Consider the following 14,251-nt stretch of genomic DNA (forward strand, 5'->3'; position numbering starts at 1 on the left):
TTATATCCCCATCGGTGGGCCGAGATGCGTAGATACGACATCATCGGACGATGTGCTGACAACCACCTGTTCTCCGACGCTGAGCCCTGAACGGATTTGGGTGCGTACGTTATCATTAAGGCCGATCGTGACCAGACGTGATTCGATCTTCTTGTTCGCATTCATCACCTGCACGTACCACATGCCATTGCGTGAGGTTAATGCCGTTGCTGGGACGACAATGGCATTTTTCACCGAAGACAGCAGAATATACACCTGTGCTGTCATGGAAATGCGTAAGACGCCGTCAGGGTTCTTCACATCGAACAGGCCGTTATAATAGATCGCGGTGCTGGATGATGAACTGGTGCTGCTCGAACTGGATGATGTTGTGGTTGAGTCTGTGTTGATGGAGTCCGGCGCGGGTTCAATTGAAGTCAGCGTGGCTTCATAACGTTTATTCGGTTCGCCCAGAATACTGAACCACACGGGCATGCCGGTTTTTACCTTGACAACGTCTGCTTCTGATATTTTTACCTTGACTGTCATGGTGTCCAGATTGGCGACTTTGGCAATGGTCGGTGTCGTCTGGATCGCGTTAACCGTTTGGCCTGCTTCAACGGGAATCGCGACCACCGTGCCGTCCATCGGTGAGCGTATCTGGGTATACCCTAGATTAACCTTAGCGGTGTTGACGGTAATTTGTGCCTGAACGATTTGGGCGTCCAGCGCATCGATATTGGCTCGGGTGGCATCAAGCGTCGCTTTCGCGCTATCGTAGTCGGCCTGTGCACCAACGCCGCGTTTCATCAACATTTGCTGACGCTGCCAGCTTAATTCATTGTTACGCAACTCAGCTAGTTTGGCCGCTCGCTGAGCCTGGACGTTTTTGAGCGCCGCTTCTCCATTCTTTAACGTATCCTGTTGAGTGAGATCATCAATTTCGGCGATCAATTGTCCTTTTTTTACCTTATCGCCGAGTTCGACGTGCAGCGCTTTGATTTGCCCAGAGGCTTGCGCTCCCACGCTGACTTGCTTCTGCGCCTCAATTTCTCCGTCAGCGAGTACCGTCTGTTCAAGATCTGCAATCTCTGCGGCTGCGGTGATCACGTTTTGCGCTGGCGATGGTTTGTTGGAAAAGAGATAAATAAGTACGAGGACTGCGATAAGTCCAAGCGCGATAGCCATACGGCGTCGTGTAAAAAATCGTGGTTGCATCAGGGTGAGTAATCCTTAATGAATGCATCTGTATCCATCATACTTCAAGTTGCACGTACGTTGGCTATGCTTAGTCACCCGAATCACTTACCTGAGTAAGTTCATCGGGATGAAATGAGAGACATCCTGTCTCTCACCGAAGGCCAGCCGTTGGCTGGTCAAATTCGTTCCCGACGAATTTGTCCCTCGCTTGCCGCCTTCCTAGAACTCGAATTATTTAGGGTATCAACGGAAATAAATAACGCAGGTGAGTAATTTACCCCGACTACCCTAAAGGTAGCGGTAATCTTTGATGAAAGAAATGGTAAGGATTCAGTAAATCTGGCTGCGGATATTAACGCAAAGCCTGAGAATACAGCATCTATACCCATCATACTTTAAAGAATATGTGGATTTCTTTCCTGCATGGTGATTGTGCTGGGTATACCTGATTAATGAGGACAGGATATGAATATTTTACTGGTCGATGATGACGTAGAACTGGGCGATATGCTCTGTGAGTACCTGAATGCGGAAGGGTTTTCGACCTCGCGGGTACTGACGGGTAAAGAGGGTGTCGAGGGTGCAATGTCAGGGGATTACACCGCAATGATTCTGGATGTCATGTTGCCGGATATGAGCGGTATTGACGTATTGCGTCAGATCAGAAAAACCCAACAGTTGCCCGTCATAATGCTGACGGCGCGAGGAGACAATATCGACAGGGTCATCGGTCTGGAAATGGGTGCCGATGACTATATGCCCAAACCTTGCTATCCACGTGAACTGGTGGCAAGGTTGCGGGCGGTGCTACGCCGCTATGACGATCAGCCGAGTACAAAACGGGACGAAAGTCTGGCAACCAATGGCGATCTGGTATTGAACCCTGCAACGCGTATCAGCGAATGGCGCGGGAAGCCGTTCGATCTGACGGCATCTGAATTTAATTTGTTGGAATTGCTGCTACGCTTTTCTGAGCGGGTGGTGTCAAAAGATGAATTGTCCGAAAAATGTCTGGGGCGTCGCCGTGAAGCCTATGACCGCAGCGTGGATGTGCACATCAGCAATATTCGTCAGAAGCTCGCAGCATTGCCGGGCAGCGTCATGACGATTGAAACCGTACGCAGCGTGGGATACCGGATTCGCTGATGATGATGCGTGGAAGACTTTTCTGGAAGATATTACTGGGGTTCTGGTTGACGTTCCTCGTTATGTCTCAACTGTTGTGGCTGGCTTTTTCTTTTTACGGCGAGCGGCATAAGCCTCTGGAAGGCATCGTGGTTTCGCGTATTGCGACGATGCAAACAGAGATGGCGGTGGCGGTGCTGCAACACGGTGGGTTGGGTGAGTTGAACGATGTGATGTCGCTGTTGCCGCAAAAGTATAAGCAATATATTTCTGTCACCGAATCGCCACTGCCACTGTCGGAACAGAAAATGCTTTCTGAACCGCAGAATACATTGCCTGACGATGCTTTCATGCCGGATAAAAGTGGCGCGCCGCGAGCTACTTACGTAATCAAGCAGGTCAGTGGTCCTGCCGGCAAGTTGTACCAGATACGCTATGACACCGAACGGCTGCGCAGCGAATTCCTTCCTCCTGGTCCTATCGAGTTTCTTAACATTCCATTGCCGCTTGTGATTATTGCGGGGTTTGGTGGTCTGCTATTCAGCTCGGTGCTGGCATGGAGTTTGACGCGCCCATTGAATCAGATCCGCGCCAGTTTTGATCAGGTTGCACAGGGGAATTTGAACGTGCGCCTGTTGCCGATGATGCATAAGCGGCATGATGAAATTAGCGATGTTGCATGTGATTTCGATGCTATGGTCGAACGGTTAGACAGCCTGGCCAGTGAGCGTGAACAGTTGCTTCATGATGTCTCGCATGAGTTGCGTTCTCCGCTGGCGCGTTTGCAGCTCGCTATCGGGTTGATAAGACAGAACCCAGACAACATAGAGAATTCTTTGCAGCGCATTGAACGTGAAGCGCTGCTAATGGATAAGATGATTGGTGAACTGCTGACGCTGTCGCGCACGGAGCATTCCGGTATTATCGAGGAAGCTTATTTCGATTTACTGGGGCTGGTGACGGCCGTGGTAAACGATGCGCGCTATGAAGCGCAGGTCACTGGCGTCGAAATTTTGCTCACGGCGAATGAAGACGAAGACTACATGATTAAAGGCAACGCGGAGCTAATGCGTAGGGCGGTCGATAATGTGATGCGCAACGCGCTACGTTTTTCAGCCCGCGAACAGCAGGTTTCAGTGTCGCTCATTGGCAATGAGCATGAGTGGACGATTCAGGTCGCCGATCAAGGGCCTGGCGTGGAGAAAAGCAAGCTTTCCAGCATCTTCGATCCTTTTATCCGTGTAGATTCGCCGCTGTCTGGCAAGGGCTATGGGCTGGGGCTGGCGATTACCCGTAAAGTTGTGCTGGCGCACGGTGGGCATATTGAAGCGGACAATGGCGAACAGCGTGGGTTAGTGATTCGGCTGTGCGTACCGCGCTGGAAAGCCTGAAACGAAAACGGCACCATCTTGGTGCCGTTTCGTGCAAACGTAGTAGACCATCCGTAGAAGGGCGGTTTACTTTTTGATACGGATAACCGGCGTTTCGCCGACAATGACCGTACCACTCAGTTTGGTCAATTCCTTGATTTCATCCATGTTGGAAATAACCACTGGGGTCAGAATAGACTTCGCTTTTTCTTCCAGCAGCGCCAGGTCAAACTCGATAACGAGATCGCCTTTCTTCACTCGCTGGCCTTCTTCGGCGATGCGCCTGAAGCCTTCGCCTTTCAATTCAACGGTATCAATACCAAAGTGCACAAACAGCTCAATGCCGCTGTCAGATTCGATGGAAAACGCATGGTTGGTTTCAAAAATCTTACCAATGGTGCCGTCTACCGGTGCGACAATTTTGTTGCCAGTTGGCTTGATAGCAATACCGTCACCGACGATTTTCTCTGCGAATACAACATCAGGAACGTCTTCAATATTGACGATTTCACCGGACAGCGGGGCAATGATTTCGATGCTGCCAGTGTCTTTTTTGTCGTCAGAAACCAGAGATTTCAATTTATCGAACAAACCCATGATTCTCTCCTAAGCATTAATATTGGGCCAGCGTATACCCTAATCTTTCAAGTCGTTGTGGCATTAGCTTTCTTCGCTACCCCGACCGCGACAATATCGCCTGTCGGGGGTGCTGATTGCCACCTTGAAACCTATTAGGTAAAGCAAAATCAGCAGAGCGTTTTTTCTTTAATAAAGCGGCTCACCAGATTGCTTAACTCTTGTGCTGTCGGTTGAGCTAATGCCTGCTCCGCCAGCGCCTTCGCATCTTCGTAATTCGCATTACGGATGATTTTCTTGATGCTCGGGATAGAGATCGCACTCATGCTGAATTCGTCCAGACCCATTCCCAATAACAGTAGTGTAGCACGTTCGTCACCGGCGAGCTCACCACACATCCCCGTCCACTTGCCTTCGGCATGAGACGCGTCGATAACCTGTTTGATCAGGGTAAGGACGGCTGGGGACATCGGGTTATAGAGATGAGAAATCAGCTCATTACCGCGATCAACTGCCAGAGTATACTGGGTTAAGTCATTTGTCCCAATACTAAAGAAGTCGACTTCTTTGGCTAAATGTGGCGCGATTGCAGCAGCAGCAGGGGTTTCCACCATGACGCCGACTTCAATGCTTTCGTCAAAGGCTTTACCTTCTTCTCTCAGCTGTGCTTTCAGCATCTCCAGTTCGGCTTTCAGCTCACGCACTTCTTCCACGGAGATAATCATCGGGAACATGATACGCAGCTTGCCAAAGCTGGACGCGCGCAGAATGGCACGCAACTGGGCGTGCAGGATTTCTTTACGATCCAGACAGATACGGATAGCACGCCAGCCAAGGAATGGGTTCTCTTCCTTCGGCAGGTTCATGTAAGGCAGGTCTTTGTCGCCGCCGATATCCATGGTACGGACGATAACCGCCTGAGCGCCAACGGCTTCGGCAACGGCCTTATACGCCTGGAATTGCTCTTCTTCGGTAGGCAGAGAATCACGATCCATGAACAGGAATTCGGTACGATACAGGCCGACGCCTTCTGCACCGTTACGCTCAGCACCGGCGACATCACGCACGGTACCAATGTTGGCACAGACTTCAACCTGATGACCATCCAGTGTGATGGCTGGCAGATCTTTCAGCTTGGCCAGCTCATATTTTTCAGCGTTGTACTGTTGCTGAATGGTTTTTAATTCTTCAATTTTTTCCGCAGTCGGATTTTGATAGATCTGGTTGTTTACGGCATCCAGAATCAGATAGTCGCCATTTTTGACCTGGCTGGTGACATCGGTCGTGCCGACTATCGCAGGCAGTTCCAGCGAACGGGCCATAATGGAGGTGTGGGACGTGCGGCCACCGAGGTCGGTAATGAAGCCCAACACTTTGTCCAGATTCAGTTGAGCAGTTTCTGACGGCGTCAGATCCGTTGCAACCAGAATGACTTCATCCTGAATATCGCCCAGATCGACGATGGTCATATTGAGAATGTTGCGCAGCAAACGCTTCCCGATATCACGCATGTCTGCGGCGCGTTCTTTCAGATATTCATCATCAAGCTCTTCCAGTGCTTTGGCTTGATTTTCGATAACGGAAAACGCAGCGGCGTCGGCGGAAGCATGTTCATCTTTAATCAGGGCTATGATTTCCTGCTCGAACTCTTCATCTTCCAGCAACATGATGTGGCCTTCGAAGATGGCTTCTTTCTCTGCGCCCAGCGTCTCGCCCGCTTTCTTCTTGATAGCTTCCAACTGTGCGGATGCTTTGGAACGGCCAGTCAGAAAACGTTCAATTTCCTGCTCCACCTGATCCGCAGAGATTTTTTTCCGGTTGATGATAATTTCATCTTCTTTCAGTAACAGTGCCTTACCAAAAGCAATCCCCGGTGATACTAATATGCCTGAAATCATAACCCTACCTTACTCGATTCTGATGTTCACTAAAAAGACCCGTTACTTACTCGAGCTCGGCCATCAGCTTAACCAGATGTTCAACTGCTTTTTGTTCGTCTTCGCCTTCCGCAGCGATAGTCACCACAGTTCCCTGGGTTAAGCCGAGTGTTTGTAATTTGAACAGACTCTTAGCGCTAGCGCTCTTGCCGTTGGATGTCACGGTGATTTCAGAAGCGAAGCCTTTGGCTTCTTTGACGAACTGAGCAGCGGGACGGGTGTGCAGGCCATTCGGTGCGGTGATAGTCACTTCTTGTTGGAACATGCTTTTTTCCCCAACTTATGGATTAGATTAATGTTGTGGAACTAAAGTTTAGCTGATTCACTGAACTTTAGCCTGTTTGGTTAGCTCCTGACTTATGTTACAGGGGCGGGCCACGATGCGACAAGAAAACCGTCAAACGTATTTCCTGGATAAAATACCATCAAATACCGTAGCCTCCGCTACCCATTATCTTAACCTCAGTCGCAAAACGGCGATGTAGCTATCGTGCGCAGAAAAAAATCGTTCTGTGCAGGACAAAAAACAATGTTATGGAGTGTGGTATTTGTCTGACATTAATTTCACGCATCAAAATAATTATTCGGTTAAATACTAAACCTGATGTAGAAAAGCAATCTGTATGTGGTGAAAAGTTTGAAGTGTGCCACAAAAAAGCACCTAAATAGGTGCTTTTTTAACACATTGGTCGCTTATTGCTCGATCGCGACCAGAAAATTATTGTTGCAGTTCCTGCTCGGTGAACAGGTCAGCAAAAAGTGCCGTGCTGAGATAACGTTCGCCAGAAGAAGGCAGAATGACAACGATAGTTTTACCTTCAAACTCTTTCTCTTTGAGCAAATTCAGCGCGGCGGCAACGGCGGCACCGGAAGAAATCCCGGCGAGAATACCTTCCTCTTCCATCAAACGGCGTGCGGTGCTGATCGCGTCTTCATTGGTGATTTTTTCTACGCGGTCAATCAGTTTCAGATCCAGGTTACCTGGAATGAAACCCGCGCCGATACCTTGAATCTTGTGCGGGCCTGGTTTTAGCTCTTCGCCAGCCAGCGCCTGAGTGATCACGGGTGAATCGGTTGGTTCTACCGCCACGCTAATGATTGCCTTGCCTTTGGTGTTCTTGATGTAGCGGCTGACACCAGTCAGCGTACCGCCGGTACCGACGCCGGAGATAAAGACATCAACCTGACCGTCCGTGTCTTCCCAGATTTCAGGGCCGGTCGTTTTCTCGTGAATTTCCGGATTAGCGGGGTTGCTGAACTGCTGTAGCAGCAGATAACGGCTTGGATCGCTGGCGACAATTTCTTCTGCTTTGGCGATGGCGCCTTTCATGCCTTTCGCGCCTTCGGTCAGCACCAGATTGGCACCCAGTGCTTTCAGCAGTTTACGGCGCTCGATGCTCATGGTTTCCGGCATGGTGAGCGTAAGTTTGTAACCGCGAGCTGCTGCGACGTAGGCCAGAGCAATCCCTGTGTTTCCGCTGGTTGGTTCAACCAGCTCAATGCCCGGTTTTAGAACGCCGCGTTTTTCTGCATCCCAAATCAGGTTGGCGCCGATACGGCATTTTACGCTGAAGCTGGGGTTGCGGGATTCCACTTTAGCCAGAATGCGTCCGTTGCCGATACGGTTCAGGCGAACCAGCGGCGTATGGCCGATTGTGAAAGAATTGTCTTCGTAGATCTTGCTCATAGCCTGTCCTTATAACTTTATGAAATTTTTGCGAACGTAGAGAGAATACCCGTTCACACCTTTCAGTGAAGTAAAGAATTGCTATATCGTTATGTTCTTAAGAAATATCTTTTCATTACAATAGAAAGCACTGGCCTCAATCAGCCAGTGCACTCGCGCTTTTTATGGCGATTTTTTCGGCAGCGTCGCTGACAGATCCCGATAGCGATCCACCCACAATTGCGTTGCGCCACATACCGCGACGGGCATGATGACCAGATTCAAAAAAGGTACCAACGTAAACAGGCTGACCAGGGCGCCAAACTGCATATTCGAGACCTTATGGCGGCGTAATGCTTGCCGCATGGTGGAAAAGCCTACTTTGTGGTTATCAAAGGGATAATCGCAGTACTGAATCGCCAGCATCCACGCGCTGAACAGGAACCAGAGCACTGGCGCGACAGTTTGCCCAATGCCGGGGATGAAATAGAGAAGCAATAGCACAATCGCGCGTGGCAGATAATACGCCAGCTTTTGAACTTCGCGCTTCATAATGCGCGGAACGTCTTTGGCGATGCCGAGTATGCCGCTGTCCGGCAGCGTCTGACCGGTTAATTTTGCTTCCAACTGCTCCGCCAGCAAGCCGTTGAACGGTGCGGCGATAAAATTGGCGATGGTACTGAATAGGTAACTGAATACTAGCAGGATGGAAAGGACGGCGAGTGGCCAAATGAGGTAGCTGAGCCATTGCAGCCAGCTTGGAATATGGCTCATGAGCTGAGGAATCCAATCATTCAACTGGGTGAAAAGCCACCAGAACGCGCCGCCCATCAGCACGATGTTCATGAGTAAGGGAAGAATAACGAAACGCCGGATGCCGGGCAGTGAGATCAAACGCCATCCAGCAAGAAAATAGTGTATGCCGCTGCGAACCTGGCCTGCGGTGTTGCCGTAAGACGGTTTTTCGAAAGACATAGTGACAATATACTCAGTCATTTGTTTGTTGAGGCATCATATCGAGATGATCTTGTGCTGACCAGCCCGCATTTGGATGAAAAAACAGCAAAAAAGTGCGTTATATCTATCTTTATTGTCATAAAGTACCGTGCAGGCTTGCACTTGTGTACTCAGGCAAATAGAGTTAGTAATATAAGTATTTGCCGTGGTGGCAATGTATTGTTAGAACAATTGGGATAGCAATGATGCAGGACTTGCGTCTGATATTAATCGTTGTTGGCGCGATCGCTATAATAGCGCTTTTACTGCACGGCTTGTGGACTAGCCGTAAAGAGCGCTCGTCCCTTTTTCGTGACCGCCCGGTTAAACGCGCAAAGAAAGCGCGTGATGAAACGCCGCTTGACGAGTTGGATGAAGGCGTTGGCGAGGTTCGCGTGAAGGGCGCGCGTCCACAACAGAGTGAGCCTTCATTTGGCAGCACGTCATTTGACAACTCATCGTTTGACAACAAGAGTGCGCGTGAAGAGGTTCGCCCAGAGGCGAAATCGCCGTTCGAGCACCTGTCTCCCGCCTCTTCTTACGATCCTTTATTGGATGAAGCCACGCCAGTGGCTTCTCCGCGTTCTCAGGTGCGTGGCGATAGCAACCCGCAGGCTGTCAGTCCCAGAGAAATGCCTGCCCAGCCGGGCATTGATACGCCGCGTGAGTCATTTGCATATGATGCGCCGCAGTCCGCTCCTCAGCAGCCTGCTGCACATTCGCTGCATGAGAAGGTTCAGCCTGCGCCAGCGCAGCCTCAGCAGCCCGCTGAACCTGTCGAACCCGCCGCGGCAAAAGAAGCGGTTCTGGTACTGCACGTAGTGGCGCATCAGGGCGGTGTTATTGGCGGCGAACTGCTGTTGCAAAGCCTGCTTCAGGCTGGTTTCCAGTTTGGTGAAATGAACATTTTCCATCGTCATGTGAACCCAGCGGGTGCCGGTCCGGTGTTGTTCAGTCTGGCGAATATGGTTAAACCGGGTTCGTTTAATGTAGACGCGATGTCCGAATTCTCGACGCCCGGCGTGTCCATTTTCATGATGGTGCCGTCTTATGGCGACGCCAACCAAAACTTTAAACTGATGTTACAGTCTGCGCAGCGTATTGCTGACGATGTTGGCGGTGTGGTGCAGGATGATGAACGTCGTATGATGACACCGCAAAAGGTTGAATCCTACAAAGCCCGTATTCGCGATGTGCTGAAAGCCAACGCCTGATAACACTGTGTGAAAGCGTAAAACGCGTAGGTGAAAGTATAAAGGTTGCGAATTCAGTGGGTGAGAGAAGCCTCCGTTAAGGGAGGCTTTTTTTATTCTTAGAACGGCTTTTTATTCTTAGATCAAATCGTGGCGTAGGAAGGCAAGAAAAGGTGAAACGTTGTGAGTGAAGCAAAAGGATTAAAACAAGAGCTTGGTCTGATTCAGGGGGTGGGGCTGCTTTCTACCTCGTTGCTAGGGACAGGGGTGTTTGCCGTTCCTGCGCTGGTTGCACAGCTGGCACAGCAAGATAGCCTGTGGGCATGGCCGATCTTGATCCTGCTTGTTTTTCCTATCGCCATTGGCTTTGCCGCACTGGGGCAACATTTTCCTAATGCGGGCGGAGCCGCGCACTTTGTGAACCTGGCTTTTGGTCCGCGCATGGCGCGTGTAACTGGCTGGCTATTCCTTTCTGTTATTCCGCTGGGACTACCCGCAGCTTTGCAGATTGCCGCCGGATTCTGGCAGGCGGCATTTGGCTGGAGCAATCTGGGGCTGCTCTGCGTACAGTTGTTGACGCTGGGCGGTATCTGGTTGCTTGGCCTGCGCGGTGCCGGATCCAGTGCCAACATCCAGATCGTTATCGCGATGTTGGTCGTTGGGCTGGTTGTTGCGATCTGGTGGCAAGGCGATATTACGCCCGCACATATTTCCTGGCCGTCGCTGCAGGAACTGTCATGGTCGAATACTTTCGGTGCGCTGGCCGTGATGTTCTGGTGCTTCGTTGGTCTTGAGGCTTTTGCCCATATGGCGACCGAGTTTCGGGTGCCGGAGCGGGATTTCCCACGGGCTTTACTCATCGGCATGCTGCTCGCAGGGGCGGTGTATTGGGGATGCACCGTGGCGGTATTACATTTTAAGGCTTACGGCGAGGGGATTGCCGCAACGGCGTCACTGCCGGGGATCGTTGTGCAATTGTTTGGTCAGCATGCGCTGTGGATCGCCTGTTTTGTCGGGTATCTGGCCTGCTTTGCCAGCGTCAATATCTATACGCAAGGTTTTGCTCGTTTAGTCTGGTCACAGGCCCCGAAAGGGAGCACCTTGGCGACGCTGTCCGCGGGACAGGCACCGGTAAATGCGCTGTCGCTTGTGGTGACCTGCTGTCTGGTCTGCTGCCTGCTGATTTACTGGCTCAGGCTGCCGCTGGATATGCTGATTGTGTACGCGAACGGCATCTTTGTGCTGGTTTATCTGCTATGTATGCTGGCTGGGTGGCGTTTGCTGAAAGGGCGCGCCAGAGTGATGGCGGCAATCGGTGGCCTGCTTTGCTGTGCATTGTTACTGATGATCGGCTGGAAATCGCTGTATGCGTTAATCATGCTGGCCGTGCTATGGCTGTTTCTGCCGCGCAAGCAGGTTGAATTAGTTTCTCCCTGAAGCGTTTATTTTGCATGCTGCGGTGCGGAAGCTCCGCTTCGGAGAATGGCCACTGTTGCGGCATTGGGAATCGAGCAACGCCCTGATTAGGGCGCTGCATCGCGATGATGACGAGCTGTTGTGATGAGACGAATTGTTATGACGATTCGTCGTTTTCCGGTGCTGCGACGGGCTTTTCTTCCGCAGACAATTTCGCTTCCAGCTCGGTCAGACGTTGTTCCAGACGGGCAATCTTCTCGCGCGTGCGGAGCAGAACCTGCGTTTGAATATCGAACTCCTCACGGTTCACCAAATCCAGCCGGGTCAACTGTGCTTGCAAGACCTGACGAATTTTTTTCTCCACATCATCACCCAATTCCCGGATACCTTTTGGCATAGATTCATGCACTTGACGGGCGATTTGCTCAATCTTCTTTGGGTCAATCATGTCGCTTTCCTGATTAGGTTATGTAAGTTCACTACTATAGCAAGTGTAATGCGAGTTGTGGGATGGATAAACTAAATCTGCTCCTGCTTTGCACATATTCAGCATAATTTTACTGTAATCCAGCATACGTTTTGCCCTATTTCCTGCGGTGGATCAATTGCCCTATCGAGGTATTAGCGTTATAGTAAATGCGCTTATTCTCAGGGCGGGGTGTAATTCCCCACCGGCGGTAAACCAGTATCTATACTGGAAGCCCGCGAGCGCTCACGCTGTATTTTACGACATGATGTTTCGATACTGATGTTTTTTCGATACTGATTGTCGATTTGCAACGTGGGGTCAGCAGATCCGGTGTAATTCCGGGGCCGACGGTTATAGTCCGGATGGGAGAGAGTAACGGTATCTGTCGGGCTACATGCCTGCTCGCGTTATTTTGTTAGCCATTGCTATGCAACCAGTAGCAGTGGTTACTCCTCAAGCTCGCCCTGATTCTGGTAATTCATAATAACATTGAGGTTTTTTACCATGAATCAGACATTACTTTCTGAATTTGGCAATCCAACTGAGCGCGTAGAACGCGCACTTGATGCATTACGTCATGGCCGCGGCGTGCTGGTGTTGGATGATGAAGATCGTGAAAACGAAGGTGACATGATCTTTTCCGCTGAAAATATGACCGTTGAACAAATGGCGCTGACGATTCGTCACGGTAGTGGCATCGTGTGCTTGTGCCTGACGGAAGAGCGTCGCCAGCAGTTGGAACTGCCGATGATGGTGGAGAAGAACTCTAGCCATTACCAAACGGCGTTCACTGTGACGATTGAAGCTGCTGAAGGCGTGACGACAGGGGTTTCCGCTGCCGATCGCCTGACCACCATTCGTGCTGCGATTGCGGATAACGCCAAGCCAAGCGATCTGAATCGCCCTGGTCACGTATTTCCGCTGCGTGCCCAGCCGGGCGGTGTGCTAACGCGCGGTGGTCACACCGAAGCAACAGTAGATCTGATGACGCTGGCGGGCCTGAAGCCATCTGGCGTACTGTGTGAACTGACGAACGATGACGGCTCAATGGCGCACGCGCCGGAAGTGATCGCATTTGCTAGGCAGCATGATATGCCGGTGCTGACGATTGAAGATCTGGTGGCTTACCGTGTAGCGGCAGAGCGCAAAGCCAGTTGAATCACGCGTATATTGCGTACATAAAAAGGGCCGATTAATCGGCCCTTTTCTCTTTTACAGTTTCGATTGTTTAACAACGTAGAGCGTCAACGACTCAGGGTTTTCTTGCCAACAGTGTGGCAAAACGCATGCTAATACGATTACCATGCGCATCAGCTTTATGTAACTGTCCCATATCCTCGTTGTATTTGAGGATTTCCCAATCGGCGTAGTAGCGCTTCAGTTCACCTTCTTTAAAGGTAAATGAGAAGGGCACCGGGCACGGACAATCCTCCGTCGACATCGCAGCGATAATCAAGTTATGACCACCGTCAATCGTGCTGTCCTGCATGTTACGAATAACGTGAGGAATACGGTCTCGTTCCAGAAACATCAACACGACACTCGACAAAATGAAATCGTACCGCTCTTTAATTTCCGCCAGATTAATGTTGTAAATACCTGTCTGGATGTTTTCCAACGTTTCGTTCTTGATGATGTTATTCAACGAATCAATGCTTTGTGCGTGCTTGTCACAGGCGGTCACGTCAAACCCGCGCAGGTTCAGATACAGCGCGTTGCGCCCACCACCGCAACCTAAATCCAGCGTTTTACACGGCTTGACGTACTGCAATGCGTTGACGACTTCGGAATGGGTACGCGTCAGACCGTATTTTTTATGGTAGAAATCTTCCGCTGAGCAGAAAAAGCTAAGCTGACATTCGAGATCGTCAGAGAAGGAGACGATGCGGTGCCACGCTTGCGGTTCAACAAACGGTGGCTGATTCTGTTCGGAGAAGTGGAACGTCTCCAGCGTCTCGCCGTCTTCGGTCAGCATGGAAAACGTCATTTCTCCTTTCAACACGGTCAATTTTGCCCAAGTGCCTTCCTGTGTGTTGTGCTTTTCCTGAAACGCGGCAGGCAGCGTCTGGCTGTTCCACTGCGGCATCTTCTTATAACAAATGAGATCTTGCATCGTTACCTCGGTCTGTAAATTCTAAAAGCAATGGGCGTATTCTATTTGTATTTTAAATGCATTATTTATTTTTCCGCGTCAAGCGTGTGCTGAAAGCTAGCGCAACAGCGGAAATACCTCTTCATTCGCTCACCGCCGACCACAAAGGCACGCAGAATTTGCTGGCTATCCAGCGCATTAGCCACCATACCCTATTCATACCATTCCTGCT

At 50.5% G+C, this 14,251-nt stretch carries 14 protein-coding genes and 1 riboswitch; of the genes, 5 read left to right on the forward strand and 9 right to left on the reverse strand.

What is annotated here, in order from left to right; translation table 11 throughout:
* A complete protein-coding gene (locus ACKQAD_RS07770; protein ID WP_409159628.1) occupies nucleotides 1-1,197 on the reverse strand; it encodes an efflux RND transporter periplasmic adaptor subunit in 1,197 nt (398 codons plus the stop codon).
* Between the two features lie 447 nt (nucleotides 1,198-1,644).
* On the opposite strand from ACKQAD_RS07770, the gene ACKQAD_RS07775 reads away from it, so the two are divergent.
* Together ACKQAD_RS07775 and ACKQAD_RS07780 are read left to right on the forward strand one after the other, a co-directional pair.
* Nucleotides 1,645-2,325 (forward strand): response regulator transcription factor, encoded by a 681-nt coding sequence (locus ACKQAD_RS07775; protein ID WP_409159629.1) that lies wholly within the window; start codon nucleotides 1,645-1,647, stop codon nucleotides 2,323-2,325.
* Nucleotides 2,325-3,695 (forward strand): ATP-binding protein, encoded by a 1,371-nt coding sequence (locus tag ACKQAD_RS07780; protein ID WP_409159630.1) that lies wholly within the window; start codon nucleotides 2,325-2,327, stop codon nucleotides 3,693-3,695. Before ACKQAD_RS07775 ends, ACKQAD_RS07780 begins: the two co-directional genes overlap by 1 nt.
* A gap of 66 nt (nucleotides 3,696-3,761) precedes the next feature.
* Here ACKQAD_RS07780 and crr read toward each other — a convergent pair whose 3' ends face one another.
* The 5 genes from crr to cysZ all read right to left on the reverse strand — a co-directional run bounded on the left by crr (nucleotide 3,762) and on the right by cysZ (nucleotide 8,828).
* Nucleotides 3,762-4,271, reverse strand: a complete 510-nt coding sequence (gene crr / locus ACKQAD_RS07785) for a PTS glucose transporter subunit IIA (RefSeq protein ID WP_409159631.1) — start codon at nucleotides 4,269-4,271, stop codon at nucleotides 3,762-3,764.
* Between the two features lie 149 nt (nucleotides 4,272-4,420).
* A complete protein-coding gene (gene ptsI, locus ACKQAD_RS07790) occupies nucleotides 4,421-6,148 on the reverse strand; it encodes a phosphoenolpyruvate-protein phosphotransferase PtsI (RefSeq protein WP_409159632.1) in 1,728 nt (575 codons plus the stop codon).
* 46 nt (nucleotides 6,149-6,194) lie between these two features.
* A complete protein-coding gene (gene ptsH / locus ACKQAD_RS07795; RefSeq protein WP_009114311.1) occupies nucleotides 6,195-6,452 on the reverse strand; it encodes a phosphocarrier protein Hpr in 258 nt (85 codons plus the stop codon).
* A 453-nt stretch (nucleotides 6,453-6,905) separates the two neighbouring features.
* Nucleotides 6,906-7,874: a cysteine synthase A gene (cysK, locus tag ACKQAD_RS07800; protein ID WP_409159633.1), complete on the reverse strand. Its 969-nt coding sequence runs from the start codon at nucleotides 7,872-7,874 to the stop codon at nucleotides 6,906-6,908.
* A gap of 162 nt (nucleotides 7,875-8,036) precedes the next feature.
* Complete coding sequence (gene cysZ / locus ACKQAD_RS07805) at nucleotides 8,037-8,828, reverse strand: sulfate transporter CysZ (RefSeq protein ID WP_409159634.1); 792 nt, start codon at nucleotides 8,826-8,828, stop codon at nucleotides 8,037-8,039.
* A gap of 224 nt (nucleotides 8,829-9,052) precedes the next feature.
* On the opposite strand from cysZ, the gene zipA reads away from it, so the two are divergent.
* The gene (gene zipA / locus ACKQAD_RS07810; protein ID WP_409159635.1) at nucleotides 9,053-10,063 is read left to right on the forward strand and encodes a cell division protein ZipA; all 1,011 of its coding nucleotides are present in this window, start codon (nucleotides 9,053-9,055) and stop codon (nucleotides 10,061-10,063) included.
* A gap of 162 nt (nucleotides 10,064-10,225) precedes the next feature.
* A complete protein-coding gene (gene yjeH / locus ACKQAD_RS07815; RefSeq protein ID WP_409159636.1) occupies nucleotides 10,226-11,479 on the forward strand; it encodes an L-methionine/branched-chain amino acid transporter in 1,254 nt (417 codons plus the stop codon).
* Nucleotides 11,480-11,615: 136 nt separating this feature from the next.
* On the opposite strand, the gene ubiK is transcribed toward yjeH, so the two are convergent.
* Nucleotides 11,616-11,906 carry a ubiquinone biosynthesis accessory factor UbiK gene (gene ubiK, locus ACKQAD_RS07820; protein WP_409159637.1) on the reverse strand — a complete coding sequence of 97 codons (291 nt, stop codon included), beginning with the start codon at nucleotides 11,904-11,906 and terminating at the stop codon, nucleotides 11,616-11,618.
* 192 nt (nucleotides 11,907-12,098) lie between these two features.
* A riboswitch (FMN riboswitch) is annotated at nucleotides 12,099-12,305 on the forward strand.
* 126 nt (nucleotides 12,306-12,431) lie between these two features.
* Between ubiK and ribB the strand changes: the two genes are divergently transcribed.
* On the forward strand, nucleotides 12,432-13,085 hold the full coding sequence (gene ribB, locus ACKQAD_RS07825) for a 3,4-dihydroxy-2-butanone-4-phosphate synthase (protein ID WP_409159638.1): 654 nt from the start codon (nucleotides 12,432-12,434) through the stop codon (nucleotides 13,083-13,085).
* Nucleotides 13,086-13,179: 94 nt separating this feature from the next.
* Here ribB and tehB read toward each other — a convergent pair whose 3' ends face one another.
* Nucleotides 13,180-14,040 (reverse strand): SAM-dependent methyltransferase TehB, encoded by an 861-nt coding sequence (gene tehB / locus ACKQAD_RS07830; RefSeq protein ID WP_409159639.1) that lies wholly within the window; start codon nucleotides 14,038-14,040, stop codon nucleotides 13,180-13,182.
* A 65-nt stretch (nucleotides 14,041-14,105) separates the two neighbouring features.
* Nucleotides 14,106-14,228 (reverse strand): hypothetical protein, encoded by a 123-nt coding sequence (locus ACKQAD_RS07835; RefSeq protein ID WP_409159640.1) that lies wholly within the window; start codon nucleotides 14,226-14,228, stop codon nucleotides 14,106-14,108.
* Nucleotides 14,229-14,251 lie beyond the last annotated feature (23 nt).

It is taken from the genome of Pectobacterium artocarpous (genome assembly GCF_046159765.1).
Taxonomy (GTDB): Bacteria; Pseudomonadota; Gammaproteobacteria; order Enterobacterales; family Enterobacteriaceae; genus Pectobacterium.

Excerpts from the sequence above, each read along its gene's own strand:
- ptsH (WP_009114311.1), bottom strand. The coding sequence starts at position 6,452 with ATGTTCCAACAAGAAGTGACTATCACCGCACCGAATGGCCTGCACACC.
- crr (WP_409159631.1), bottom strand. The coding sequence starts at position 4,271 with ATGGGTTTGTTCGATAAATTGAAATCTCTGGTTTCTGACGACAAAAAA.
- zipA (WP_409159635.1), top strand. The coding sequence starts at position 9,053 with ATGATGCAGGACTTGCGTCTGATATTAATCGTTGTTGGCGCGATCGCT.
- ACKQAD_RS07835 (WP_409159640.1), bottom strand. The coding sequence starts at position 14,228 with ATGGTGGCTAATGCGCTGGATAGCCAGCAAATTCTGCGTGCCTTTGTG.
- cysK (WP_409159633.1), bottom strand. The coding sequence starts at position 7,874 with ATGAGCAAGATCTACGAAGACAATTCTTTCACAATCGGCCATACGCCG.
- ribB (WP_409159638.1), top strand. The coding sequence starts at position 12,432 with ATGAATCAGACATTACTTTCTGAATTTGGCAATCCAACTGAGCGCGTA.
- cysZ (WP_409159634.1), bottom strand. The coding sequence starts at position 8,828 with ATGTCTTTCGAAAAACCGTCTTACGGCAACACCGCAGGCCAGGTTCGC.
- ptsI (WP_409159632.1), bottom strand. The coding sequence starts at position 6,148 with ATGATTTCAGGCATATTAGTATCACCGGGGATTGCTTTTGGTAAGGCA.
- ubiK (WP_409159637.1), bottom strand. The coding sequence starts at position 11,906 with ATGATTGACCCAAAGAAGATTGAGCAAATCGCCCGTCAAGTGCATGAA.
- ACKQAD_RS07780 (WP_409159630.1), top strand. The coding sequence starts at position 2,325 with ATGATGATGCGTGGAAGACTTTTCTGGAAGATATTACTGGGGTTCTGG.
- ACKQAD_RS07775 (WP_409159629.1), top strand. The coding sequence starts at position 1,645 with ATGAATATTTTACTGGTCGATGATGACGTAGAACTGGGCGATATGCTC.
- ACKQAD_RS07770 (WP_409159628.1), bottom strand. The coding sequence starts at position 1,197 with ATGCAACCACGATTTTTTACACGACGCCGTATGGCTATCGCGCTTGGA.
- tehB (WP_409159639.1), bottom strand. The coding sequence starts at position 14,040 with ATGCAAGATCTCATTTGTTATAAGAAGATGCCGCAGTGGAACAGCCAG.